Origin of the sequence: Hyphomicrobium sp., from assembly GCF_041659645.1 — a bacterium.
Classification (GTDB): Bacteria; Pseudomonadota; Alphaproteobacteria; order Rhizobiales; family Hyphomicrobiaceae; genus Hyphomicrobium_B.
The window spans coordinates 686,814-708,468 of the sequence record NZ_JBAZXX010000004.1 but is presented as its reverse complement, the minus strand read 5'-3'; the positions used below and the strand labels follow the sequence as shown (position 1 = coordinate 708,468).

The window sequence follows — 21,655 nt, the reverse complement described above, 5'->3', positions numbered from 1 at the left end:
CGAGGCTTTATACCATTGCCATACAACCCGGACTGCCCATGACCGACGATCTGGATACGCGCAGGCGGCGTGCGTCTTACCGCGCCCACCACCGGGGCACCAAGGAAATGGACGTGCTCGTCGGGCGATATGCGGATGCCCGGCTTCCAGGCTATTCTGCGGACGAGATTGAGCGCTTCGAGCGTTTCCTGACCATGCCCGATCCGTCGTTGCAGCAATGGATCTTTTCGGGTGAGGGGTTCGGCGGCATCGAGTTCGAAGATCTTTTGAATGACATTCGCGCCTTTCATGGTCTGCGGGCCGAGGCGAGCTAAGACGATTTGATGGCGACGCAAGTTCAAAATTCACGCGCGATATTTTCAGGCGTTCCGGAAGGGTTCGACGGCCGGGTGATCGCCGACGTCACGAGGGCCGCGCGGTTCGACGATCAGCCGGGCATTCATCTGCATGTCGCGCGCGACGACCGGCGGCTCGACGAGTTGCAGGCGGCGGTGACATTCTTCGCGCCCGACATCGCGATCGTGCCGTTCCCCTCGTGGGATACCGTGCCTTACGACCGGACGAGCCCGAACCCCGAGATCGTCTCGAAGCGGATCATGGCGCTCGGCAGGCTTGCCGTTGGCGGGCGCAAGAAGCCGACGCTGGTGCTGACGACCGTTAACGCGATTTTGCAGCGCGTGCCGCCGCGGAGCTTCATCCGAGGTGCCGTGCGAACCATCGCGCCGGGCCAGCGCCTCGATCCCGCCGATCTCATCAAGCGGCTCGAATCCTACGGCTACGACCGGTCGAGCACGGTGATGGAGCCAGGCGAATATGCGCAGCGTGGCGGCATCGTCGATCTCTATCCACCGGGGCGGAGCAATCCGATCCGTCTCGATTTCTTCGGCGACCAACTCGAGAGCGTGAAGGCCTTCGACGCCGAGACGCAGCGTTCTTTGAAAGCCGTGCCGAAGTTCTCGCTCATGCCCGTCAGTGAAGTGGCGTATGGCGAAGCGGCGACAGCTTTGTTTCGCACGCGCTATGTCGAACTGTTCGGCGGCAATACGGGCGACGATCCGCTTTACGAAGCGGTGAGCAGCGGGCGGCGTTATGTGGGGCAGGAGCATTGGCTGCCGCTGTTTCATCCGAGCCTTGAGACGCTGTTCGATTATTTACCGGGTGTAGGCGTCAGCTTTGATCATAACGCGGACGAAGCCGTGCAGCAGCGCTTCGAACAGGTCCGCGAGCATTACGAGGCGCGCGTCGATTCCCTCGAAGGTCAACGCTTCGGCGCGCCGCCCTACAAACCCGTGCCGCCGGATCGGATGTTTCTCGACGGCAAAGATTGGTCGGCGTCTCTCAATGCGCGGACGGTCTCGCGGCTGACGCCGTTCGACGATCCGGGTTCGGCGAACGTCTATGCGATGCATGGCAAGCAGGGTCGCACGTTCGCCGCCGAGCGCGCCAATCCGGACGCGAATGTTTTCGATGCGGTCGTCGGACATATCCGGCGCATTCACGGTGAAAATCGACGCGTCTTACTCGCGTGCTGGACGCCTGGCGCGCGCGAGCGCCTGATTACGCTGCTCGAAGATCACGGCCTCAAAGACACCGTGAAGGCCGAGAGTTTCGCCGACGTTCAGGCGATGCGTCCGCAGGAGACGGCGTTCGCGGTGTTCGGCATCGAGGAAGGCTTCGAGACGCCGGACTTCGCCGTTATCGCCGAGCAGGATATTCTGGGCGATAGGCTGGTGCGCCAGCGACGGCGTGCGAAAAAGGCCGCCGACGTCCTGACCGAGGCGACGAGCCTTTCGGTCGGCGATCTCGTCGTTCACAGCGACCACGGCATTGGCCGCTTCGCCGGTCTGCAGACGATCACCGCGCTCGGCGCGCCGCATGATTGTCTGGAGCTGCACTATGCGGGCGGTGACAAGCTGTTTCTACCCGTCGAAAACATCGAATTGCTGTCGCGCTACGGTTCGAACGATGAGGGCGATACGCAACTCGATCGGCTTGGCGGCGTCGGCTGGCAGTCTCGCAAAGCTAAGCTCAAGAAACGGCTGCGCGAGATTGCCAATGAGCTGATCAAGATCGCGGCGCTGCGCGCGCTGAAGGAAGCACCGGTCCTTATTCCACCGACAGGTGCTTACGACGAATTCGTTGCGCGTTTTCCCTACGAAGAGACGGAAGACCAGGCGGCGAGCATCGACGCGGTGCTTGGAGACATGGCGTCGGGCAAGCCGATGGATCGGCTCGTCTGCGGCGACGTCGGCTTCGGCAAGACGGAAGTTGCTATTCGCGCCGCTTTCGTCGCGGCGATGAACGGATTGCAGGTTGCGCTCGTCGTGCCGACGACGTTGCTCGCGCGGCAGCACTTCAGGACGTTCAGTCAACGCTTTCAGGGATTGCCGGTGAAGATCGCGCAGGCCTCTCGGATGGTCGGCACGAAGGAACTGGCCGAGGTCAAGGCCGGCGTAAAGTCCGGCGATATCGATATCGTCGTCGGCACGCACGCGTTGCTTGGCAAGTCCATCGAGTTTGCGCGTCTCGGGCTGTTGATCATCGACGAAGAGCAGCACTTCGGCGTTAATCACAAAGAGCGTTTGAAGAAGATGCGCGAGGACGTCCATGTCCTGACGCTGTCTGCGACGCCGATCCCGCGAACACTCCAATTGGCATTGACGGGCGTGCGCGAGCTTTCGCTGATCACGACGCCGCCGGTTGATCGGCTTGCGGTGCGCACGTTCATTTCGCCATTTGATCCTGTGATTTTAAAGGAAGCTCTGCGGCGCGAGCGGTTCCGTGGCGGTCAGACTTATTACGTAGCGCCGCGTATTTCCGATCTCGACGACATTGCGGAGTTTTTGCGCGAGGCCGTGCCGGACCTCGCCTTCTCGCGAGCGACGGGGCAGATGTCGCCGACCGAGCTCGAAGATGTCATGACGGCATTCTACGAGGGCAAGTACGATATTCTGCTTTCGACGGCGATCGTCGAGTCCGGTCTTGACGTGCCGAATGCGAACACGCTGATCGTTCACCGCTCCGATATGTTCGGCTTGGCGCAGCTCTATCAGCTTCGCGGTCGCGTCGGACGTTCGAAGACGCGAGCTTATGCTTACATCACGACGCCGCCGGGCCAGAAGCTGACGGAGGGCGCGGAGAAGCGGCTGAAAGTTCTTCAATCTCTCGACACGCTCGGCGCCGGTTTTTCGCTGGCGTCGCACGACCTCGATATTCGCGGCGGCGGCAACCTGTTGGGCGAAGAACAATCAGGGCATATTCGCGAGGTCGGATTCGAGCTTTATCAATCGATGCTCGAAGAGGCCGTTTCGGCGATGAAGGGCGGCGACCTCGAAGCCGACGACAAGTGGAGCCCTGAGATCCAGCTCGGAACGTCGATCATGATCCCGGAGACGTACGTCGCCGATCTGCAGCTTCGTCTTGGCCTCTACCGGCGACTATCGAGTCTTGAGACGCGGTCCGAGATCGATGCGTTTGCGGCGGAACTGGTCGATCGCTTCGGACCTTTGCCGCCGGAAGTCGAGCATCTGCTCGATGTCATGGAGATCAAAGGGCTTTGCCGCGCGGCGGGGATTGCGAAGGTCGATGCTGGGCCGAAGGGCGCGGTCATCACGCTTCACAAAGCCAAGTTCGCCAACCCAGAAGGGCTTATCGCGTTCGTGCAGAATTCGCGCGGCCTGCTGAAGGTGCAGCCCGATCAGCGACTGGTCTATCGATCCAATTGGGATCTGCCGGAGGCGCGGCTCAAGGGCGTGCGTGCGCTTGTGCAGCAGTTTGCCGACCTTGCGGCGAAGACGAAGAAAGCTGCTTAGGCTTTAAACATCAATGCAGCGAGGGCTTTGCGTTGCACCTTGCCGTTGGGCGTTCGCGGCAGGTGGGCGACGAAAACAATCTCGCGCGGGACCTTGTAGGCCGCGAGGTTTTCGACGGCGAAGGCTTTGACCGCATCGGCGTCAATCGTTCCGCCTTCAGTTCTGACAATGAACGCGCAGATAACGGAGACATCGCTGCGAACGCGAATTTCCGAGCACGCTATTTCGGCGACGCCGGGACAACCCGCAAGCGCGGCTTCGATTTCGAGTGGTGATACGCGATAGCCGCCTGCATTCATGAGTTCGTTCGCACGTCCGAGATGCGTAACATAGCCGTTGGAGTCGATCGCGCCTAAGTCGCCGCCGACGAACCAGTCGCCGCGCAGCACGTCCGCTTCTTCGGCTGGCCGGTTCCAATAGCCGAGCATCAATCCCGGATCGGACCGGTGAACAGCGATGAGGCCTTCTGAGCCGGTGGGCAGCGGCTGGTTTCCACCTTCGGCAGGAAGGATGGCAACGCGGCGTCCGGCCTGGGCCTTGCCGATGGTTCCGGCGCGGTAGGGCACGGATGGTCCGGTCGAGATGTAGGTCGAGATTTCGCTCATGCCGAGGGCCTCATAGAGGGGAAGTCCGGTGGCGGCGGTCCATTCCTCTATCAATCCCGGCGGCGGTGTTTCTCCGGCCATCAAGCCGTGGCGAAGATCGCCGAGGCTGCCCTGTTCGGGGGAAGCGTATTTCAGAATCTGGCGATAGACGCCGGGTACGGCGGCGAAAAGTGTGGCGCCGGTCGCGCGTATGAGGCTTGGCCAAAGTTCGGGGGCTTTGTCGCCGGTGCAGACGATGGCGGTGGCGCCGTTGGCCCACGGATCGGTCAGGCCGACGCCGAGCGTGAAGGTCCAGTTGAAGGCGCCCGCGTGCAGCATCCGGTCGTCGGCCGTGATACCGTACCAGCCTTGATACATCGGCTTTCGCCCTCTGGCGGAACGCTGAGCGTGCAGCACGCCTTTCGGTCGCGATGTCGTACCGGATGTGTAGATCAAGAACGCAGGATCGTCGGCGTTGGTCGTTGCGTAATCCGCTTTTACTGAACCGCGCATCAGCGCCGCGATATCGTCTGGCGAGAGAACGACAATGTCCGGTGGAATGACATCGGCGGCGAGGGGCGTTGATGTTGCGATTGCAGCGGCTCCGCTGTCTTCGAGCAGCGATTTCAATTCGGGCGGCGTCAATTGATCGGACAAGGGGAGGGCGACGAAGCCTGCGGCTATCGCGGCGAAGAACAGCAACGCTGACTGACTCGAATTTCCGAGCCGAATGGCGATGCGGTCACCGCGCTTCATGCCGTGCGCCGAGAGTCCAGCCGCCAAGCGGAGAATGGCGTCTTCGAGTTTGGCGAAGGTCCAGCTTTCTTGCGGATGCTCTGGCGTCGAGGTGTCGTAGACCAGCAGTGCGGTTTTATCAGGTGTTCGGTGTGCCGCACGGCCGATGGCATACTCCGCCATATTGAAGGCGGTGATGTCGGCGGGCGTCATTTGGTTTCGCTCCACCACGTATCGACGGAATAGCCGAAGAGCGGTGTCTTGTCGGGATGTTTGAGGCGCGCCCAATAGGGCACCCATTGTCGCGGCGTGTAAAAGAGCGGCACGACATAGTCGCCTGAAAGAAGCACGCGATCGAGGGCGCGAACCGAGGAAATGAAATCGGTCTCGCCGTTCGCCGCAAGCATCGCGTCGATCATGGCGTCGGCTGCCGGATTTTTGACGCCGGCGAAATTGAACGAGCCCTTGGAGTCCGCGGTCTTCGCCGACCAGCGGAAAAGTTGCTCGTTGCCGGGCGACAGCGACGACGGCCAGGTGTTCTGGATCATGTCGTAGTCGAAGTCGGTCAGGCGCCCTTGGTACTGCGCGCTATCGACGACGCGGACGCGTGCGACAATGCCAAGTGGCGCGAGGCTGCGCGCATAGCTTAATAGCAAGGCTTCTTGGGCGTTGCTGTTGGCGAGAATTTCGAACGTCAGCGGTTCGCCAGTCTTGCCGTTGACCATACGGCCGCCCTTCAAGACCATGCCCGCCTCTTTCAGAAGCGCGAATGCCGCTTTCTGGTTGGGGCGATCCTGGCCGCTGCCGTCGCTAGTCGGAAAGCGATAGGTCCCTTCGAGAATTTCCGGCCGCACGGCGTCGGGGAAGGGTGCGAGAAGCGCACGTTCGTAGGCGTCGGCCGGGCGTCCGGTCGAAGCGAGATACGAGCGCTCGAAATAACTTTCCGTGCGCTTGTAAAGGCCGTTGTAGAGCGTGCGGTTGCACCATTCGAAATCGAAGAGAGTCATCAAGGCGCGGCGGACGCGCGGATCGGCGAAGATCGGCCGGCGGGTGTTGAAGACCAGCGCCGTCATACCGGCAGGAAGGCCGATGTCGAATTCGGCCTTGATGATGCGGCCATCGCGGACGGAGGGAATATCGTAACCGGTGGCCCAGCGGCCAGGATCTTCTTCGAGGCGCAAATCGATGTTGCCGGCCTTGAAGGCCTCGAACATCGACGACGCGTCGCGATAATAGTCGAAGCGGATCTCGTCGAAATTGAACCGGCCGCGATTGACGGCAAGGTCCTTGCCCCAATAATCGGGATCGCGCTTGTAGATGATCGAGCGACCGGCATCGATTTTCGAGACCGTGTAGGGGCCGGACGCAACGAGCGGCGTCATCGATGCGGACGCGAACTTCTCGGGCGTCGTTGCGTGAACGGCGAAAACCGGCATGACGCCAAGGATCAGCGGCAACTCGCGGTCGGTTCCGTCCTCGAACGTGAAGCGAACACCGCGATCTCCGATCTTTTCGGCTTTCGTGACTTTCGCAAAGTAGGTGCGATGGTTGGGGCGACCCTTCTCTTTCAGTAGCTCGAACGATGTGATGACGTCGTCGGGCGTGACCGGTGTGCGGTCGGAGAAGCGGGCGGCGGGATTGAGGGTGAAGGTCACGGATTTACGGTCGTCGGCGATGTCGATCGTTTCGGCGAGCAGGCCATAAAGGGTGAAAGGTTCGTCGAGGCTGCGCGCCATCAGCCCCTCTATGACGAATTCGCGAATGCCGGATGCGGGTGTTCCGCCGACGATCAGCGGATTGACGTTCTCATAGGAACCGAGAACGCCGAGCGTCAGGCTGCCGCCCTTTGGCGCCGTTGGATTGGCATAAGGAAACGCTGTAAAATCGTCGGCGAAGAGTGGCTTTCCGTGCAGCGCGATGGCGCGAACGGGCTCCGCGTTGACGCTCCAGCCACACGTGACCAGGAGCAGTACGATGAGCGAAAATTTCCCGAATGACATCGCCGGCACCTGAAGATTCGTCCATCGGGTTGGTATCACGTGATAATCCTGGGACTAAGGCGCCTGTTGTCCGGGCAATAGGGGTGTTCTAGCGGCGGTCTCCTGCTGCTGTCCAGCTTGTCGCAGTTGCACGCGGGCCACGTTGGCGCAAGGTGCTGAGAAGCCCCCAATTGGGGCTCGCTCCGGCCACGGGATTGCCGTATTCGGAGCCTTACTCGGCCTCTGGAGTGGCAGAGGAATATGCCGCGCCTGCGCCGGCTTAGTATTGAGCATTTGGCGCGGCGTCTATGAGGGGACGAGCTGGCAGGGCCGGTTCAAAACAAGCGAGGATTTTTACGTTGATGGCAAACGCAGTATTGCGCGCGAGGAACAGGGCGCTGGTATCAGCCGTTGCGATCGCGGTGGCTATGGTCACCGTTCCGGTCGGGGCACAGGCCGCGGATAAGAAAGCTCCAGCCGCCGCCGCGCCCGCCGCCAAAACGGCAGCCGCAAAGCCCCAGAGCGCCTGGGTCAAGCTTTGCGAAAAAGCTCCGGTCGTCACGAAGGGACCCGACGGCAAAGAGGTCAAGGGTGAGAAGTCGCTTTGTCTCACGCATCACGAGCGTCTCGACGGCAATACGGGCATGGTTCTCGTCTCCGCGGCCATTCGCACCGTCGAAGGCTCCGACAAGAAATCGCTGATGATCATGGTTCCCCTCGGCATGGCAATACCGCCGGGCATCCGTGCCGCTGTCTACACGAAGCCGCAGTGGGACGCCGCCGCGAAGGGCGACAAGATCGACGAAAAGCAGTTGCACCCGATCGAACTCCGTTACGCACTTTGCCACCCGGCAGGCTGCACGGCCGAGACGGAAGCGACACCTGAGATCCTCGCTGAAATGGCGAAGGGCGGCGGCATTATGGTTCTCGCCATGAACGCTGCGGCGCAGCCGATCGGCTTCCCGGTTCCGCTCGACGGATACAACGAGGCTGCAGCCGGCCCGCCCGTCGACAACAAGAAATATGCCGAAGCTCGCAGCTCTCTGATGCAGCAGATCCGGGCGCGTCAGCAACAGGTGGCTGACAAGTGGAAGGCCAACGAACTGAAGAACCTGCCGCTCGACGGTCCTGGTGCGCCGCCGACAACGACAGGCTCGACGAAGAGCAAGTAAGGCAATCTTACGAGGCCGTTCGGCTTCGAGATTTGGACCGTCCCGGTTTTCGCCGGGGCGGTCTTTTCTATTTCCGGTGTGGATGCGGGGCGTACGAGGTCAGTTGGTGGCTTCGGGACGGAGGCGATATCCGCCGTTACCGTCGACGATGAACTGATCCTCGATATCGGGATGGCGTAACGGCTGTTGGCTCTCGTCGAGCAGCAGGTTTTGCTCGGAGACATAGGCGAGATAGGTCGATTCCGCGTTCTCCGCGTAGAGATGATAGTAGGGCTGGTTCTTCCGGGGGCGGAGATCCTCCGGAATGGAAAGCCACCACTCTTCCGTGTTAGCGAATTCGGGATCGATATCGAAAATCAGTCCGCGGAACGGATAAAGACGATGGCGGACGACCTGACCGATCGAGAATTTCGCGTGCTTGATGTCACTCATGGCGTGAATGTGTGGCGGTTGAGGCAAAGGCGCAAGTCCATGCCGGCCTCCTAGAGATCGCCATAAAGTGCAGCGCGCTCGGCGTCTTTCGAAGCCACGATCTTGGCCAGATCGACGATGACCTTCGCCTGCTTCCAGGTGGCGTCGTCCTGCATCTTGCCATCGAGCATCACCGCGCCGGTGCCGTCCGGCATGGCGTCGAGGATGCGCTTGGCGAATTTCACTTCGACCGGATCGGGCGAAAACACGCGTTTCGCGATTTCGATCTGCGTCGGGTGTAATGTCCACGCCCCAAGGCACCCCTGAAGATAGGCGTTGCGGAACTGTGCCTCGCAGGCGGCAAGATCGGAAAAGTCGCCGAACGGGCCATAGAAAGGCTTCAGACCATAGGCGAGGCAGGCGTCGACCATCTTGCCGACGGTATAGTGCCAGAGGTCCTGCTGGTAGAAGGCGCGCTGCGCGGCGGGATTGTCTTTCTGGGCGTCGGCCAGAACGCCGTAATCGGGGTGGCCACCGCCGACGCGCGTCGTTTTCATGCCGCGGGATGCGGCGAGATCGGCAGGGCCGAGGCTCATGCCGTGCATACGGGGCGATGCCGCAGCGATGGCTTCGACGTTATTGACGCCTTCGGCGGTTTCGAGAATGGCGTGGATCAGGATGGGCTTCGTGACGCCGTGCTTGGCTTCGAGCTGCGCGAGGAGCTGATCGAGATAGTAGATGTCCCAGGGGCCTTCGACCTTCGGCAGCATGATGACGTCGAGCTTGTTGCCGACGTTCGAGACGATTTCGGTGACGTCGTCGAGAACCCAAGGTGAGTTCAGGCAGTTGATGCGGGTCCAGACGCCGGTCGAGCCGAAGTCGTTGTCGCGCAGCATCTGAATGAAGCCTTTACGGGCGTTCTCCTTCTGGTCGAGCGGGACAGCGTCTTCGAGATTGCCGAGAACGACGTCGACCTGGGTCGCGAGGTCCTTGATCTTGGCGCGGATCTTTTCGTTATGGGGCGGCACGAAGTGGATCATGCGCTCAAGCTTGACGGGGAGGGTGCGGAAGGGTTCGGGTGCGCCGATGGCGAGAGGCGAAAAGTGCTTGGCGGGCGTACGCGTCGAAGCCATCAGCTGCTATCCTATTCAAACGGTTGGAAGATCATGCACCTTTATGGGACGGGTGGCCGCTGTCAACGGGGGCGCCTTTTTCGCCCGGCGGGTGCGGCTCGCGGGGCTCGTGCGATCGTTCTACAATGGGCTCCGGTCAACAATGAAGAGGGCCGATGATCGAGGTCACCAACCAGCCGCCGCCGCTTGAGAATTATAATCTATTTTCGAGCGATGCGGTCCTGAAGGATGCCCTGAAACGGGAGAATGCGGGGTGGGCATCCGGAGATCTGAAGCTGCTCGGGGAACGCCTCGGGACAGCGGAGATGATCGCGGCGGGGGCGGATGCCAATCGCCATGTCCCCGTGCTGAAGACATTCGATCGCTGCGGACACCGGCTCGACGAGGTTGAATTTCACGCGAGCTGGCATGCCCTCTTGGGGCTGGCGATCAAATCAGGCCTGCATACCGGGCCATGGGCCGCGCCTCGGGCGGGGGCGCATGTCGCGCGGGCGGCTGGCGGCTACATGCTGGCGCAGATCGAGAGCGGTGTTTACTGCCCGGTATCTATGACCTACGCGGCGGTCGCGACGCTGAGGCAAGCGCCGTCGATCGCGGCCGAATGGCTGCCGCGAATTTATTCCCGCGATTACGATCCGAGCTTCCGGCCCGCTGCGCAAAAGACGTCGGCGCTGATCGGCATGGCCATGACGGAAAATCAGGGCGGTTCGGATTTGCGTGCCAACGTCACGCGGGCGGACCATTACAGGACAGCGGGCGATAGGCGCTTCTACAGGCTTACGGGCCATAAGTGGTTCATGTCGGCGCCGATGTGCGACGCATTCCTGATGCTGGCGCAGACGCCCGCGGGACCGACGTGCTTTCTGGTTCCGAGATGGACGCCCGAGGGCGAACGCAACGCAATTCACATTCGCCGTTTGAAGGACAAGCTTGGCAATCGCTCGAACGCATCGAGCGAAGTCGAACTCGATGGCGCTCATGGAGAGCTTCTCGGCGAAGAGGGCCGAGGAATTCCGACCATCATCGAGATGGGAAATTATACGCGGCTCGATTGCGCCATCGGATCATCGGGACTGATGCGGCAGGGATTGGCGCAGGCCATCCAGCACGCGCATCATCGACGCACGTTTCAGAAATTCCTCGTCGATCAAGCCTTGATGGCCAATGTGCTCGCCGATCTCGCAATCGAGTCCGAAGCCGCTACCGTTCTGACGATGCGTCTCGCGCGTGCTTATGACGAAGACGACGAGGCGTCGCTGGCGTTTCGGCGGGTCGTGACGCCAGCGGCGAAATTCTGGATCTGCAAGCGCGCGCCGGCATTCGCCGCCGAGGCGATGGAGGTACTCGGCGGCAATGGCTACGTCGAAGATTTCAATCTGGCGCGGATCTACCGCGAGGTTCCGGTCAATTCGATTTGGGAAGGATCGGGCAACATCATGTGCCTTGATGTTCTCAGGGCGCTTGCGCGGTCGAAATCGGCGATGGGTATGCTGGCCGACGAATTGAGCGAATCCGCGAAAGCGGATCGACGGCTTGGCGCATTTGTTGGAAAGCTTCAGGAGAGCGTGCAAAGCCTCGATGAATCGCAGGCTCGAATGTTCGTTCGAAACCTCGTCGTTGCACTGCAAGCGTCGCTTCTCATCAGGCACGCACCGAGTGAGGTATCGGACGCCTTTTGTGGGACGAGACTTTCCGGCGATATGGGAGGAGCTTTCGGGCTTCTGCCATCAGGCACAAACACCAGGGCCATCATCGAGCGCGCGGCACCGGTGTTGGAATGATGCGGCGAGCGATGGTTATCGTGCGTCGTGCCGACCGTCGAGGTTTCAACACTTCGATCGAGCACGACGCCAATTATGACTACGATCAGCTGGCCTTGGGATCCGCGACGGCTCCGGTGTTGGCGGGAGCCGACGGATTTGCGGCAGGGCCAGCGGCGTCGGCGATCTCCGGGAGTTTCGCGGCCAACGCGGCAAGAATTGCATCGACGGGAATGCCGAGCGACTTGGCGATCTGTTGAACGTGCTGGTCGCCGAGCGCCGTCTTGATCTGATCGGCGGTGATCGGAAGACTGTCCTTATTCTTGTTGAACCACGACTGGACCTGATCTTCGAAGCCAGCGCTTTGCAGCTTGGCGAGGATCGTTTGCAGACCTTCGGTTCCGAGGACGCCTTTCACGAGGTCGGGCAGAGCGGCTTGCTCGGCTTGTCCGACGAGGTTTCCAACAGCGCCCTTGAGTGCGTCGCTCCACGTCATGTTCTGCCCTTTCCTATCATCAAACTCGGCGCCGATTGCGCGCGCGTAAACCGCTGCGGCCGCCGGTTCATTGTAGCGATTTTCGCGGGAACATCCAGTGACCGCTTAAATGACAGCGCGTGAAACGATCTATTAACGAAGGACATAGCAGGTCTTCCACGCGCGGCGATTCACCTGACCGCCACATGATCATCAAAGTTCCTGGTTAACCCGCAGTGATGATCATAAAAGCTCAACAAATGGCTTTGGGGCACCGCGGCCTTCGCCTCGGTTTTGCGAGCCTCGCCGCTGTGTTTGCCGTTACGGCGGCCGTCAAAGCCGAAGGCTGCATCGATGTCTTGTCGACATCCGACGCGCCGGATTTCACAACTTGCGAGACGGTCGAACCCGAGATCGATTTTAACTCGGCCATCTTGGAGCAATCGGCGAGCGAGGCGTCTTCGGCGCAATCGGACGCCCTGCCGTGGATCGCGACCAACCCTCAGGATCTGCCGGCCCAGTTCAGCACGACCGACACTGGCGTTTCAGTGCGAACAAGCCTCGGTACTTGGCGCGATTACAATGCGCGGAGTGCGTCACCGACCATTCAGCAGCCCGAGTATGCGCCCGCGGCTACAAACTTCGATTTACCGCAAGCGCCCGTCGCTCGGAAAACGCCGGTCGATGTGTGGACCAATATCGACGTCGAGGGTTATGACGGCGCGCGCGATCAGTCGACGCGGGCGGGTGTCGGCGCCGATTACAAATTCAACAAGACGACGACGTTCGGCGTGTCGGTGGAACATGGTGACGCGAGGTCTGCGTCGACGTCTGGCGTCGAACAGGATCAGAAAGCTTCGGCGTACGTGACATTGCAAGCGACGCCCTTGCTCAGTCTGGATGCGCGCACGGAATGGCAGGCCGGAAACAGCGAATTTGCGGCCAGCTCCGGTGCGTCCGAAAGAGGGGCCGTCGTTCTCGCGCCGAAGATCAATCATTCCTTCAAAATGGATGACGGGACGACGTTCTCTCCGTTTCTCACCTACGAGCGAGAGTTCGATATCTCGACCTCTCACAAGGAGGGTGTCGATCCGGGCTTCGATCCCGCGCAATCGGCGGGTGCTGGCGTTACGTATACGAAGCCGGACGCCTATTCGCTCAGCGTCTCGGCGGATGTCGATAATTTCGGTGCAACGGACGACAGCCAAAGTCTCAGCAGCAAGTTCCAGCTAAGCGTGCCATTTAGCAAGTGAGGCCGAAGCGACGCCGCCGTGCTGCTGCGATCGTTCTTACAGCGGCGCTTTGAAAACGAAGAAGGCGCCGAATGCGATCAGCGCAAATCCGACCGCGTGGTTGATGGTGAGCGTTTCACCGAGATATGCGACCGAGAAAATCGCGAACACGGTGAGCGTGATCACCTCCTGCATCGTCTTCAACTCGGCAGGTGAATAGACGGCGCTCCCGTAGCGATTGGCCGGGACAGCCAAGCAATATTCGAAGAACGCTATGCCCCAACTGACGATAATGACCAGCCAGAGCGGCTTGTTGGTAAATTTCAGGTGACCGTACCAGGCGAAGGTCATGAAGACGTTCGACAACGTCAAAAGAACGATGGGCAGTATCGACTGAGGGATCATCTGAGGTCCGTTTGTGGGTGTTCCAAGGCGATCGTTCGATCGGAAACAAGCGCCTACGACGGATCATTGGGAAACGGAACCGGAAATTATCGGCGTGCGTTTACCCTTCAAGTGACATTGAGGAGGTTGCCGGATGTCCCAGAGCATCAAGGAGTCAGTTCCGAAGCTGCTCAAAACGCTTTGGCAATTAGAGAACGAATTGCGTGGAGCTGCGCAAAATAGTGTCGTTTTGCGCCGGGATGAAGCCAAAAGGCATTTATCGGATGCCCGTCGTCATCTCGATGCACTGCTCGCGCTCGCTCAGGCAGCGAACTCGAAAGAGGCTCGCGACGAGACACCCGAAGACCCTCCCATTCTGCCGCCAACCAAATATTTCAAACATTGAAGGAGAGACGCATGACTCGCGATATTATTCTTTGGCTCGCAGGTGTTCCGCTGGTCGTTATCGTTGGCTTGCATCTGTTCGGATTTCTGCACTGATCTCGCGGGCACTCAAACTCAGTGCCAAAGCCCAGAGCCAAGCTCTGGGTTTTCTTTTTTTTGCGCCTGATGATTGTCAGTTCGCTCCGCTGTCGTCGATGTCTTCGGCCCTTGCCAACATAACCGCGACGTGGCGATTCAAGGCATCCGATGCGAGTGTCGGCAGAAGCGCCGGTCCAATCGGGCCTTTGGATGCGTCATATGCAGTGCGCATCTCTCCATTTTTGTCCCACACAACCAAAGCGAAGCCCGCCACAGCGTCGCCCATCGCATCGATGGCGGCCGCGCATTTGCCAAGCAGATCCGCGCGTAAAAGCTCTGCCTCGCGGTCGGCTCGCAGGCTTCGTTCGGAATTGAGATCGATAATGTGGGGCATGATCCGTACCTATTGAGACTTGTACTTTGCCCTAACGCGGCCGGAGCAGGATGGGTTCAGGGCTCGAAGGGCTGCCATGCGTTTCCGGGCTTGACTGGGTTATTGGGTCAGGCATTCTGGGGTTCGCCGCGAAACGGAGGCACCGGTTCAGCCGGGTGGATTGTGGAGGTGTCGGCCGGACGACATCGTATACAATCGAGGTCGTCATGCTTCCCGGGAACACGCCCGGCGGCGCGCATGCGAGCTATAGCTCCGCTTCGCCGTCTCCAGCCTGCCTCTCTTCAGAACAGACATATTCAGGAACGCATACATTTTTGCGGGCCGCTCGCGTCAAGCAAGCGAAGGCGGGCGATTTCGCCATTCTTGGCGTTCCCCTCGACATCGCGACATCGAACAGGCCCGGTGCGCGGCTCGGTCCCGACGCGGTTAGAAGTGCGTCAGCACAGCTCGCGGAACTCAAAGCCTATCCGGGCGGCTTCAATCCGCTGGACTATGTGCATCTCGTCGATCTCGGCGATGCGTGGCTCGACTATGGGTTTCCGCAGACGATCCCTGCCGCTATCGAAGAGACGGCATCCAATGCTATTTCGGACGGTGCGTTCCTCTGTTCGTTGGGTGGCGATCATTTCATCAGCTATCCGCTGCTCAAGGCGCACGCTCGTAAGCACGGCCCCCTGACACTCATCCATTTCGACGCGCACACCGATACCTGGACACCGCGCGTCGGCAAGGACGGGAGCATCGAAATCAACCACGGGACAATGTTCGCGCAGGCGATCGACGATGGGCTGATCGTTCCAAGCACGTCGAGCCAGGTTGGCATCCGGACATGGGTCGACGATGCGAAGGGCATGAACATTTTCGACAACATGGTGGTTGCTGAGAAGGGTGCGGCCGCAGTCGCGGCGATGGTCACGGAACTGGCTGGCGATACGCCGTGCTATCTGACCATAGACATTGATTGCCTCGACCCGGCCTTTGCACCCGGAACCGGCACGCCGGTGGCGGGCGGATTGGCGACGCGGGAATTGCTGACGATGCTGCGCAAGCTCGACAGCCTCAGAATCGTCGGCTGCGATGTCGTCGAAGTGGCGCCAGCCTACGATCAGGGTGGCATTACGGCACTCGCGGCCGCGACGGTCGTTTACGACCAGGTGTGCCGGGTTGCGCGGAAGAACGGTGCCGAGCCGGTCTTCTACCCGTTGCCGCGCGACGGCCAACTGGGCGGCGACTAACGCGTCATCATTCCTGGACTGAGCATCGGTTTCCTCGGGAACAGCGGGAGGTTGTGGTCTCCCGCTATTTCTCTTCGCAGCGAGGGCCCGGGTGGGGCTCTCCTCGGAGAAGAGAAGGAGATCTCACATGGCCTCTTTGAAAAGCGTACCCCGGGCGGCCTCGCGCTCAGCCATCTTCGCAATCGTTGCAGTAGCGGCCACGGTGCCGATGGCGGGGAATGCCTTCGCCCTTAGCCTGAAGGTTCAGATGGCCTGTGCGAGCGACTATTACGCCCACTGCAGCTCCTACAGCCCATACGGTTCGCAGGTGAGGTCTTGTATGCGCGGCGTCGGTGCCGGTCTCTCGAAAAGATGCGTCGACGCGCTCGTCGCGGCCGGTGAAGTTTCGGCCAAGGAAGTGGCACGCCGAGGCGGTGTTTCCGAGACTGCGGCAAGATAAATTCTTTCGATAATTCAATCGTGTTCTCGGGTGTTTGACAGGTCCCGAGACCCGGACGGCGAACGGATGGCAATGAAATTTTAACCATCGCGGCGAAATTATAGGCCACCGTTCAATTCGCCTTTGGGAAGTCATGTCTCTACTTGCCGCCTCGCGTGAACCGGCGTTCGGGCCGTCAGTTATTCCCGGCCTACAACTCTCTCTTCGGCCGCTTCGAGCCGAACCACGCAGGAGCAAACTCCTGAGCGTTCCCCTCGAAGATCTGCGGCCAACTCAGATGGCGGTCGGCATGCGGGCAGTCGCGGCCAAGCGCGAAAAGGTGGAGAGGCGCGCCCGGAGTTCACGGAAGCTGCGGCGTTTTCTTGAAAATCGGCCAATACCTGCGGTTCGGGGGCCGAACGACGACTTCTTCATCATCGATCATCATCATTTGGGCCTCGCGCTGCTTCGGAGCGACGTCGATGAGGCCTTCATTATGGTTGTCGGCGACCTCTCGCATCTGTCGCGTAGGCCGTTCCTGGAGAAGATGGCCGGTCTTGGACTGCTGCACGCCTATGATGGACACGGCCGTGCCGTCCCGCCGACGAAGCTTCCCGAACGGCTGGACGACTTGCGCTGCGATCCATACCGAGACCTTGCGTGGTCGGTACGGGAGGCCGGTGGGTTTGCGAAAACGGGAAAGCCCTTCGCTGAATTCCGCTGGGCGGATTTCTTCCGCACTCGAATCCCGAGATCGACGGTGCGGCGCGATTTCGATTATGCCCACGACCGAGCCATGTGGCTTGCCCGGTCGCGTGAGGCTGTCCGGATGCCCGGATACATCAGCCGGTAAGGCTGCGGCTGGTCGTTCGATCAGTGCCGCGGTGTGGCGAACCGGAAGTCAAACTCATCGTTGTTGATGTTCTGGGCGGCCTGACGCCAATCCGCGCCCGCGGTCATGGAGTGCGGGGGTTCGATTTCGGCTTGGGACGGGTGGCCATGTTGGTCGATCGTCTCGACATGAGGTGCAGGACCTCTGACGGGGAGAGCGCAAAGACGTGTCGCCAGTTCTTGCAGTTCGCCGAGGATGGCCTCACGGCGAAGCTCGTGCTGAAGCGAAACGTTGCGAACATCGCGCAGCAATTGCTCGTCGACGCGACGGAGAGCGTCAGAGAGAGTCTGGACGAAATCCTGTTCGGTGCGGGCGTTGTCCGCAAGGCGGCTCAACATTTCTTCGACGTTTTTGGATAGGTCCGTCATCGTTTCTCTCCTCGCAGCTTAGGGAGTCTTCCTAGACCAAACCAATTGATTCGCATGGCTAAAAAATGTTGCGGATATGCTCACTTGCTGCCGTATGCACAGCTTGAGTCGTGACAATTCCGACTTTCGTCTGGGTAGGAGCAGCAAATGGCGGCCCAAATGAAAAACGCCCCGCACACGGGGTGCGGAGCGCTGATTTGGCGGGGAAGATCAATCGGGCCGGTGCTCGCTTTGGGTGAAGCGCTGATCTTTCAGCGCTCCATTCCCAGAGTCTGCTCGAACGCTCTGACGGGAGGGCGATACGGATGATCTGTAAACGTATTACAGGCGAGTGAGCGTCAAGCCGGCAACACCTGCAGAAAGATTGAGACCGGTTTGGCCTTCGACGCTGACCGGCTGCAGAACGACGGACTGATTGGAGCCGCCGACGAGCGCGTTCGCGTTGGCGCCGATACCGACTGCGACGCCGGCGGTGACGCCGCCGTAGCCGCCTTCGAGGGCGCTGCCGGGCATATCGGTCGTCGAGCCGAGAACAGTCCAAACGAGCGTGCTGGCACCCGTGAAGCCGATGTCGAGGCCGACCTTGGTGATTGACGCGTTATACGGGAAGACCCGGCCGCTGAGTGCAGTCTGAAATTCGCAGCGCATGTTCTCCTTCGACCCGAAAATGAGGCCGACGCTGCCGTGGCCGTGGCAGGTCAAGGTGCCAACTGCGATCTTCGGCGGGTCAGCAAGCACCGGCGAAATAGCCGCCACGGCCGTCGCGAGCAGGGCGGCAGCGCCCGTTAGCAGGCGCTGGCGGGTTGTCGAAAGGCTCATGGTCGTCTCTCCTGACATCGCTCGGTCGTGCGAAGCCACCATTGGCGCCGAACGACGTGGATAAAAAGCCGAATGGATTTGGGTGTTTCATGCCCCGTGTGGATACCGCGACTTAACTTCCTAAACTGGAGGCCCAACCACGGCAACACATGTGGTGAAGGAATATCCGCGTCGGAAGTGGGGCTCAATTGATGCTTATCAACTATGGGATGAACGTCTTGGATAATTGACGAGAGCAGACGCTTTCATCAGGAGGCGCGTCGCGATTCGGTCGTCCTAGTTTTCCTGGAATTGTGCATTCAACTCTTTGGTGCGCTGCTGCGTCTTGTCGGTCATGCACATAAGTATCGCGGAGGTTGCACCGGTGCCGTTGGTCCACACTTGGGCCACGACGCCTTTGCAGTCGGCATCGCGATAGGCGATCCAGGCACGTTGGGCGGTCTTCAGGGCATCCTCGGCGCTTTTCGCATCGTAAGGCCTTTCGAGAGTGCGGGAGCGGACGGATTTCAGCGCCAAGGCGTATTCGGCATTCAGTGCTTTGTCGGCCGCCTGATACTCCTTGTCGGCGCAGAAATTCAGTTCAACGGTCGCCATCGCGTTGGCGCAGTCGATTGTTTCGGCGGCAGCGGGATGGGCGAAAGTCAGGCTGGCCAATCCGGCGAATAGCAGAATCATTCGATATTTCAGGGCGAGGCGAGGCATTGGGGGAACTCCGCAAACGGGACGGGTGGATCGAGGAGACTGATTAGATGGAGCGCCACTCTATCGGTAGGTGGCGTTGGGGTAGCTTTCGGAAGCATGGCGAATGGAAATTTTGCCGGCAATTGCTATCTTTTATCCATGCTAACGCGGTTTGCCGGCGTGTGGCGATGACGGCTAGGATTTCGGGACATCATGCGAGCCACGGCTTACAGCTATCGCAACGATCCGGCAGTTCCCGCATTTGATGACGCGCGCCCGATCGTCATTTTCGACGGCCTGTGCGTGCTCTGCTCGCGTGGCGTGCAATGGATGCTCGATCGCGATCCGATGGGTAAAAGCCGTTTCGCCGTCATTCAGGATCCGCTGGCACGGGCGCTCTACGGCCATTACGGTCTCGACGCCGAGGCGTTCGATACGTTCATGGTGTTGACTGATGGCTTACCGCACACCCGATGGGCCGGTGTTCTTGCGGCGGCCAAGTCGATGCCGCAACCGTGGCGGGCCTTGGGAGTCGCGGGACGTATCGTGCCCGACGCAATCGGCGATCGGGTTTACGATTGGGTTCAGCGCAACAGGCTGACGTGGTTTGGGCAACGGTCGACGTGTCGCCGTCCGGAAGGGGGCGAGGCGCAGCGCTTTCTCGTCGAGTCATGATGCGCGCCGCATACCCCGGGCATTTCTTATTCTGGAGATCTTTATGAGCTGGCTGACGCACAACGATCCCATTCCAGGCGATAGGCAATCCTGCGATGCGATCGAGCAGGTGATCGTGCCCCGAGCCCGGGACCTTGGCGGTTTCGAAGTGCGGCGCGCGCTGCCCTCGGCGCAGCGGCAGATGGTAGGGCCGTTCATCTTTTTCGATCAGATGGGACCGGCCCAGTTCCTGGCCGGCAAGGCAATGGACGTCAGGCCACATCCCCACATCGGGCTTGCGACCGTCACGTACCTCTTCGACGGGGAAATCACGCACCGCGACAGCCTTGGCTCAGCGCTCTCCATTCGTCCCGGCGAGGTCAACCTGATGACAGCCGGGCGGGGCATCGTTCATTCCGAACGGACAGGGCCGGACGTACGATCCACCGGGCAAAATCTTTTCGGCATCCAATCGTGGATGGCGCTTCCTAAATCGCATGAAGAGAGCGCGCCGAGCTTCGCGCATCACGACGTCAGCGTGCTTCCGAGATTGGAGGGCGACGGGAAGCGCGTGCGGGTGATCATGGGCAGCCTTTACGGCGAGACGTCTCCGGCGACGTTTCCACACGATTGCTTCTATGCCGAAGCGGTACTCGCGCCGGGCGCCGTTCTGCCGTTGGACCCCGATTACGACGAGCGGGCGATTTATATCGCCTCAGGTCGCATCGACGTTGCGGGCCAGGCGTTCGAAGCGGGCCAGCTTCTCGTTTTCAAGCCCGGCGATCGTATTTCCATTCTCGCGGAATCGAATGCGCGACTGATGCTGCTCGGCGGCGAGCCGATGGACGGGCCGCGCCACATTTGGTGGAACTTCGTGTCGAGTTCGCAGGATCGAATCGACGCCGCGAAAAATGATTGGCGCCAGGGCCGCTTCGACATCGTTCCGGGCGACGACAAGGAATTCATTCCGCTACCGGAAGATCGCTGACCGGCTGGCTCGTTCCTTAGTCGCAAGCCCGGGGGTTCCGGAGGCTTTATCTGACCGCTTGCAGCTTAGGTTCAGCTAGGCGTCGCAAATCCGGCGTGTACGACCCACATATAAAGAGGCAAGCTGGCGGTCCGCGGTGGGTGCGGATCACACGGTTCGCTCTCCCCCGTTGCCGTGTCGGCTGCGAATGAGCGGACCAAGCGAAACTCGTGAAGCGACAGAAATCTTGGGAGACCGAAATGCGAAATCTGTTTTTGGCCGCCGCCCTGGCGTTGGGTATCGGCTTCGCCGCCACCGGTGCTCAGGCCGCTGCGGTTAGTGGTAACGTTGCCGCCGTCGATGCGGCTGCAAAGAGCGGCCACAGTGTTGTTGAAAAGACCTACTATCGCCGCCGCTATGGCTATCATCGCCGCTATTGGCGTCGGGGCTACGGGTATCGCCCTTACTACGGATATGGTTATGGCCGTCCGTACTACGGTCGCCCTTACGGTTATCGTCACCGGTATTGGCGCCGCCGTCACTATTACTGAGATCTGCTCCACCGTTCAGGTGTAGCGGTGCGCTTGCCATCAGGGGGACGGGCTCAGCCTCGTCCCCTATAGGGCTGAACGCCTTGGTCGGGCAGCCAGACGTCGCCGGGCGGCGTTCCCGTCTGCCAGAAGACGTCGATCGGGATGCCGCCGCGCGGATACCAGTAGCCACCAATTCTCAGAAACTTCGGCTTGATCAGCTCCGCGATCCGTTTTCCGATCGCAACGGTGCAATCCTCATGAAAAGCGCCGTGATTGCGGAACGCTGCGAGGTAAAGCTTCAGCGACTTGCTTTCGAGCAGCCATTTCCCCGGCACGTAGTCGATCACGAGGTGCGCGAAGTCGGGCTGACCGGTCACCGGGCATAACGACGTGAACTCCGGAGCGGTGAAGCGGGCGACATAGTCCGTATCGACGTGCGGATTGGGAACACGCTCAAGCTCGGCCTTTTCGGGGCTTTCGGGAATTCCGACCTGCTTGCCAAGCTGCGTGATGTCCGGCTTGCCTGCCGTCATG

At 60.5% G+C, this 21,655-nt stretch carries 23 protein-coding genes; 12 read left to right on the top strand and 11 right to left on the bottom strand.

Annotation, left to right across the window (positions count from 1 at the left end):
- Positions 1-38 precede the first annotated feature (38 nt).
- Complete coding sequence (locus WC811_RS17865) at positions 39-314, top strand: succinate dehydrogenase assembly factor 2 (protein ID WP_372646711.1); 276 nt, start codon at positions 39-41, stop codon at positions 312-314.
- Between the two features lie 9 nt (positions 315-323).
- Positions 324-3,812, top strand: coding sequence for a transcription-repair coupling factor (gene mfd, locus WC811_RS17860; protein ID WP_372646710.1), 3,489 nt, complete (start codon positions 324-326; stop codon positions 3,810-3,812).
- On the opposite strand, the gene WC811_RS17855 is transcribed toward mfd, so the two are convergent.
- Both WC811_RS17855 and WC811_RS17850 read right to left on the bottom strand, forming a co-directional pair.
- A complete protein-coding gene (locus tag WC811_RS17855; protein ID WP_372646709.1) occupies positions 3,809-5,344 on the bottom strand; it encodes a class I adenylate-forming enzyme family protein in 1,536 nt (511 codons plus the stop codon). The genes mfd and WC811_RS17855 overlap by 4 nt on opposite strands.
- Positions 5,341-7,131: an extracellular solute-binding protein gene (locus tag WC811_RS17850; protein ID WP_372646708.1), complete on the bottom strand. Its 1,791-nt coding sequence runs from the start codon at positions 7,129-7,131 to the stop codon at positions 5,341-5,343. The genes WC811_RS17855 and WC811_RS17850 overlap by 4 nt, the downstream gene beginning before the upstream one ends.
- A gap of 341 nt (positions 7,132-7,472) precedes the next feature.
- Here WC811_RS17850 and WC811_RS17845 point away from each other — a divergent pair, with 341 nt between their 5' ends.
- Positions 7,473-8,282, top strand: a complete 810-nt coding sequence (locus tag WC811_RS17845) for an invasion associated locus B family protein (protein WP_372646707.1) — start codon at positions 7,473-7,475, stop codon at positions 8,280-8,282.
- A gap of 99 nt (positions 8,283-8,381) precedes the next feature.
- Here WC811_RS17845 and hspQ read toward each other — a convergent pair whose 3' ends face one another.
- The gene (gene hspQ, locus WC811_RS17840) at positions 8,382-8,714 is read right to left on the bottom strand and encodes a heat shock protein HspQ (protein WP_372646706.1); all 333 of its coding nucleotides are present in this window, start codon (positions 8,712-8,714) and stop codon (positions 8,382-8,384) included.
- Between the two features lie 50 nt (positions 8,715-8,764).
- Positions 8,765-9,826 carry a CoA ester lyase gene (locus WC811_RS17835; RefSeq protein WP_372646705.1) on the bottom strand — a complete coding sequence of 354 codons (1,062 nt, stop codon included), beginning with the start codon at positions 9,824-9,826 and terminating at the stop codon, positions 8,765-8,767.
- 155 nt (positions 9,827-9,981) lie between these two features.
- Between WC811_RS17835 and WC811_RS17830 the strand changes: the two genes are divergently transcribed.
- Positions 9,982-11,607: an isovaleryl-CoA dehydrogenase gene (locus tag WC811_RS17830; RefSeq protein ID WP_372646704.1), complete on the top strand. Its 1,626-nt coding sequence runs from the start codon at positions 9,982-9,984 to the stop codon at positions 11,605-11,607.
- 85 nt (positions 11,608-11,692) lie between these two features.
- Here the strand turns inward: WC811_RS17830 and WC811_RS17825 are convergent, their stop codons facing one another.
- Positions 11,693-12,082 carry a YidB family protein gene (locus tag WC811_RS17825; protein ID WP_372646703.1) on the bottom strand — a complete coding sequence of 130 codons (390 nt, stop codon included), beginning with the start codon at positions 12,080-12,082 and terminating at the stop codon, positions 11,693-11,695.
- A gap of 239 nt (positions 12,083-12,321) precedes the next feature.
- On the opposite strand from WC811_RS17825, the gene WC811_RS17820 reads away from it, so the two are divergent.
- Entirely contained in the window at positions 12,322-13,314 is a 993-nt protein-coding gene (locus tag WC811_RS17820) for a hypothetical protein (RefSeq protein WP_372646702.1), read from the top strand.
- Between the two features lie 36 nt (positions 13,315-13,350).
- On the opposite strand, the gene WC811_RS17815 is transcribed toward WC811_RS17820, so the two are convergent.
- Positions 13,351-13,698, bottom strand: coding sequence for a DMT family protein (locus WC811_RS17815; RefSeq protein ID WP_372646701.1), 348 nt, complete (start codon positions 13,696-13,698; stop codon positions 13,351-13,353).
- A 133-nt stretch (positions 13,699-13,831) separates the two neighbouring features.
- Here WC811_RS17815 and WC811_RS17810 point away from each other — a divergent pair, with 133 nt between their 5' ends.
- Positions 13,832-14,083 (top strand): hypothetical protein, encoded by a 252-nt coding sequence (locus WC811_RS17810; protein WP_372646700.1) that lies wholly within the window; start codon positions 13,832-13,834, stop codon positions 14,081-14,083.
- Positions 14,084-14,254: 171 nt separating this feature from the next.
- Here WC811_RS17810 and WC811_RS17805 read toward each other — a convergent pair whose 3' ends face one another.
- Complete coding sequence (locus tag WC811_RS17805; RefSeq protein ID WP_372646699.1) at positions 14,255-14,554, bottom strand: hypothetical protein; 300 nt, start codon at positions 14,552-14,554, stop codon at positions 14,255-14,257.
- Between the two features lie 206 nt (positions 14,555-14,760).
- Here WC811_RS17805 and speB point away from each other — a divergent pair, with 206 nt between their 5' ends.
- From speB to WC811_RS17790, 3 genes are all read left to right on the top strand, one after another.
- A complete protein-coding gene (gene speB / locus WC811_RS17800; RefSeq protein WP_372646697.1) occupies positions 14,761-15,789 on the top strand; it encodes an agmatinase in 1,029 nt (342 codons plus the stop codon).
- A 127-nt stretch (positions 15,790-15,916) separates the two neighbouring features.
- Positions 15,917-16,228, top strand: a complete 312-nt coding sequence (locus WC811_RS17795; RefSeq protein ID WP_372646696.1) for a hypothetical protein — start codon at positions 15,917-15,919, stop codon at positions 16,226-16,228.
- Positions 16,229-16,361: 133 nt separating this feature from the next.
- Positions 16,362-17,060, top strand: coding sequence for a ParB-like protein (locus WC811_RS17790; protein WP_372646695.1), 699 nt, complete (start codon positions 16,362-16,364; stop codon positions 17,058-17,060).
- Positions 17,061-17,080: 20 nt separating this feature from the next.
- Here the strand turns inward: WC811_RS17790 and WC811_RS17785 are convergent, their stop codons facing one another.
- The 3 genes from WC811_RS17785 to WC811_RS17775 all read right to left on the bottom strand — a co-directional run bounded on the left by WC811_RS17785 (position 17,081) and on the right by WC811_RS17775 (position 18,988).
- A complete protein-coding gene (locus WC811_RS17785) occupies positions 17,081-17,467 on the bottom strand; it encodes a hypothetical protein (RefSeq protein ID WP_372646694.1) in 387 nt (128 codons plus the stop codon).
- 321 nt (positions 17,468-17,788) lie between these two features.
- Complete coding sequence (locus WC811_RS17780; RefSeq protein WP_372646693.1) at positions 17,789-18,286, bottom strand: DUF992 domain-containing protein; 498 nt, start codon at positions 18,284-18,286, stop codon at positions 17,789-17,791.
- 276 nt (positions 18,287-18,562) lie between these two features.
- Entirely contained in the window at positions 18,563-18,988 is a 426-nt protein-coding gene (locus WC811_RS17775) for a lysozyme inhibitor LprI family protein (protein ID WP_372646692.1), read from the bottom strand.
- Positions 18,989-19,180: 192 nt separating this feature from the next.
- Here WC811_RS17775 and WC811_RS17770 point away from each other — a divergent pair, with 192 nt between their 5' ends.
- The 3 genes from WC811_RS17770 to WC811_RS17760 all read left to right on the top strand — a co-directional run bounded on the left by WC811_RS17770 (position 19,181) and on the right by WC811_RS17760 (position 21,139).
- Positions 19,181-19,642 (top strand): thiol-disulfide oxidoreductase DCC family protein, encoded by a 462-nt coding sequence (locus WC811_RS17770; RefSeq protein WP_372646690.1) that lies wholly within the window; start codon positions 19,181-19,183, stop codon positions 19,640-19,642.
- A gap of 43 nt (positions 19,643-19,685) precedes the next feature.
- Entirely contained in the window at positions 19,686-20,609 is a 924-nt protein-coding gene (locus WC811_RS17765) for a pirin family protein (protein ID WP_372646689.1), read from the top strand.
- Positions 20,610-20,848: 239 nt separating this feature from the next.
- On the top strand, positions 20,849-21,139 hold the full coding sequence (locus WC811_RS17760) for a hypothetical protein (RefSeq protein WP_372646688.1): 291 nt from the start codon (positions 20,849-20,851) through the stop codon (positions 21,137-21,139).
- Positions 21,140-21,192: 53 nt separating this feature from the next.
- Here the strand turns inward: WC811_RS17760 and queF are convergent, their stop codons facing one another.
- Positions 21,193-21,654, bottom strand: coding sequence for a preQ(1) synthase (gene queF / locus WC811_RS17755; RefSeq protein ID WP_372646687.1), 462 nt, complete (start codon positions 21,652-21,654; stop codon positions 21,193-21,195).
- Between the last annotated feature and the right edge of the window lies 1 nt (position 21,655).

What these genes read in the sequence shown, in the direction of transcription:
- WC811_RS17865 (WP_372646711.1), top strand. Translation starts at nt 39, where the DNA reads ATGACCGACGATCTGGATACGCGCAGGCGGCGTGCGTCTTACCGCGCC.
- mfd (WP_372646710.1), top strand. Translation starts at nt 324, where the DNA reads ATGGCGACGCAAGTTCAAAATTCACGCGCGATATTTTCAGGCGTTCCG.
- WC811_RS17855 (WP_372646709.1), bottom strand. Translation starts at nt 5,344, where the DNA reads ATGACGCCCGCCGACATCACCGCCTTCAATATGGCGGAGTATGCCATC.
- WC811_RS17850 (WP_372646708.1), bottom strand. Translation starts at nt 7,131, where the DNA reads ATGTCATTCGGGAAATTTTCGCTCATCGTACTGCTCCTGGTCACGTGT.
- WC811_RS17845 (WP_372646707.1), top strand. Translation starts at nt 7,473, where the DNA reads ATGGCAAACGCAGTATTGCGCGCGAGGAACAGGGCGCTGGTATCAGCC.
- hspQ (WP_372646706.1), bottom strand. Translation starts at nt 8,714, where the DNA reads ATGAGTGACATCAAGCACGCGAAATTCTCGATCGGTCAGGTCGTCCGC.
- WC811_RS17835 (WP_372646705.1), bottom strand. Translation starts at nt 9,826, where the DNA reads ATGGCTTCGACGCGTACGCCCGCCAAGCACTTTTCGCCTCTCGCCATC.
- WC811_RS17830 (WP_372646704.1), top strand. Translation starts at nt 9,982, where the DNA reads ATGATCGAGGTCACCAACCAGCCGCCGCCGCTTGAGAATTATAATCTA.
- WC811_RS17825 (WP_372646703.1), bottom strand. Translation starts at nt 12,082, where the DNA reads ATGACGTGGAGCGACGCACTCAAGGGCGCTGTTGGAAACCTCGTCGGA.
- WC811_RS17820 (WP_372646702.1), top strand. Translation starts at nt 12,322, where the DNA reads ATGGCTTTGGGGCACCGCGGCCTTCGCCTCGGTTTTGCGAGCCTCGCC.
- WC811_RS17815 (WP_372646701.1), bottom strand. Translation starts at nt 13,698, where the DNA reads ATGATCCCTCAGTCGATACTGCCCATCGTTCTTTTGACGTTGTCGAAC.
- WC811_RS17810 (WP_372646700.1), top strand. Translation starts at nt 13,832, where the DNA reads ATGTCCCAGAGCATCAAGGAGTCAGTTCCGAAGCTGCTCAAAACGCTT.
- WC811_RS17805 (WP_372646699.1), bottom strand. Translation starts at nt 14,554, where the DNA reads ATGCCCCACATTATCGATCTCAATTCCGAACGAAGCCTGCGAGCCGAC.
- speB (WP_372646697.1), top strand. Translation starts at nt 14,761, where the DNA reads ATGCTTCCCGGGAACACGCCCGGCGGCGCGCATGCGAGCTATAGCTCC.
- WC811_RS17795 (WP_372646696.1), top strand. Translation starts at nt 15,917, where the DNA reads ATGGCCTCTTTGAAAAGCGTACCCCGGGCGGCCTCGCGCTCAGCCATC.
- WC811_RS17790 (WP_372646695.1), top strand. Translation starts at nt 16,362, where the DNA reads ATGTCTCTACTTGCCGCCTCGCGTGAACCGGCGTTCGGGCCGTCAGTT.
- WC811_RS17785 (WP_372646694.1), bottom strand. Translation starts at nt 17,467, where the DNA reads ATGACGGACCTATCCAAAAACGTCGAAGAAATGTTGAGCCGCCTTGCG.
- WC811_RS17780 (WP_372646693.1), bottom strand. Translation starts at nt 18,286, where the DNA reads ATGAGCCTTTCGACAACCCGCCAGCGCCTGCTAACGGGCGCTGCCGCC.
- WC811_RS17775 (WP_372646692.1), bottom strand. Translation starts at nt 18,988, where the DNA reads ATGCCTCGCCTCGCCCTGAAATATCGAATGATTCTGCTATTCGCCGGA.
- WC811_RS17770 (WP_372646690.1), top strand. Translation starts at nt 19,181, where the DNA reads ATGCGAGCCACGGCTTACAGCTATCGCAACGATCCGGCAGTTCCCGCA.
- WC811_RS17765 (WP_372646689.1), top strand. Translation starts at nt 19,686, where the DNA reads ATGAGCTGGCTGACGCACAACGATCCCATTCCAGGCGATAGGCAATCC.
- WC811_RS17760 (WP_372646688.1), top strand. Translation starts at nt 20,849, where the DNA reads ATGCGAAATCTGTTTTTGGCCGCCGCCCTGGCGTTGGGTATCGGCTTC.
- queF (WP_372646687.1), bottom strand. Translation starts at nt 21,654, where the DNA reads ATGACGGCAGGCAAGCCGGACATCACGCAGCTTGGCAAGCAGGTCGGA.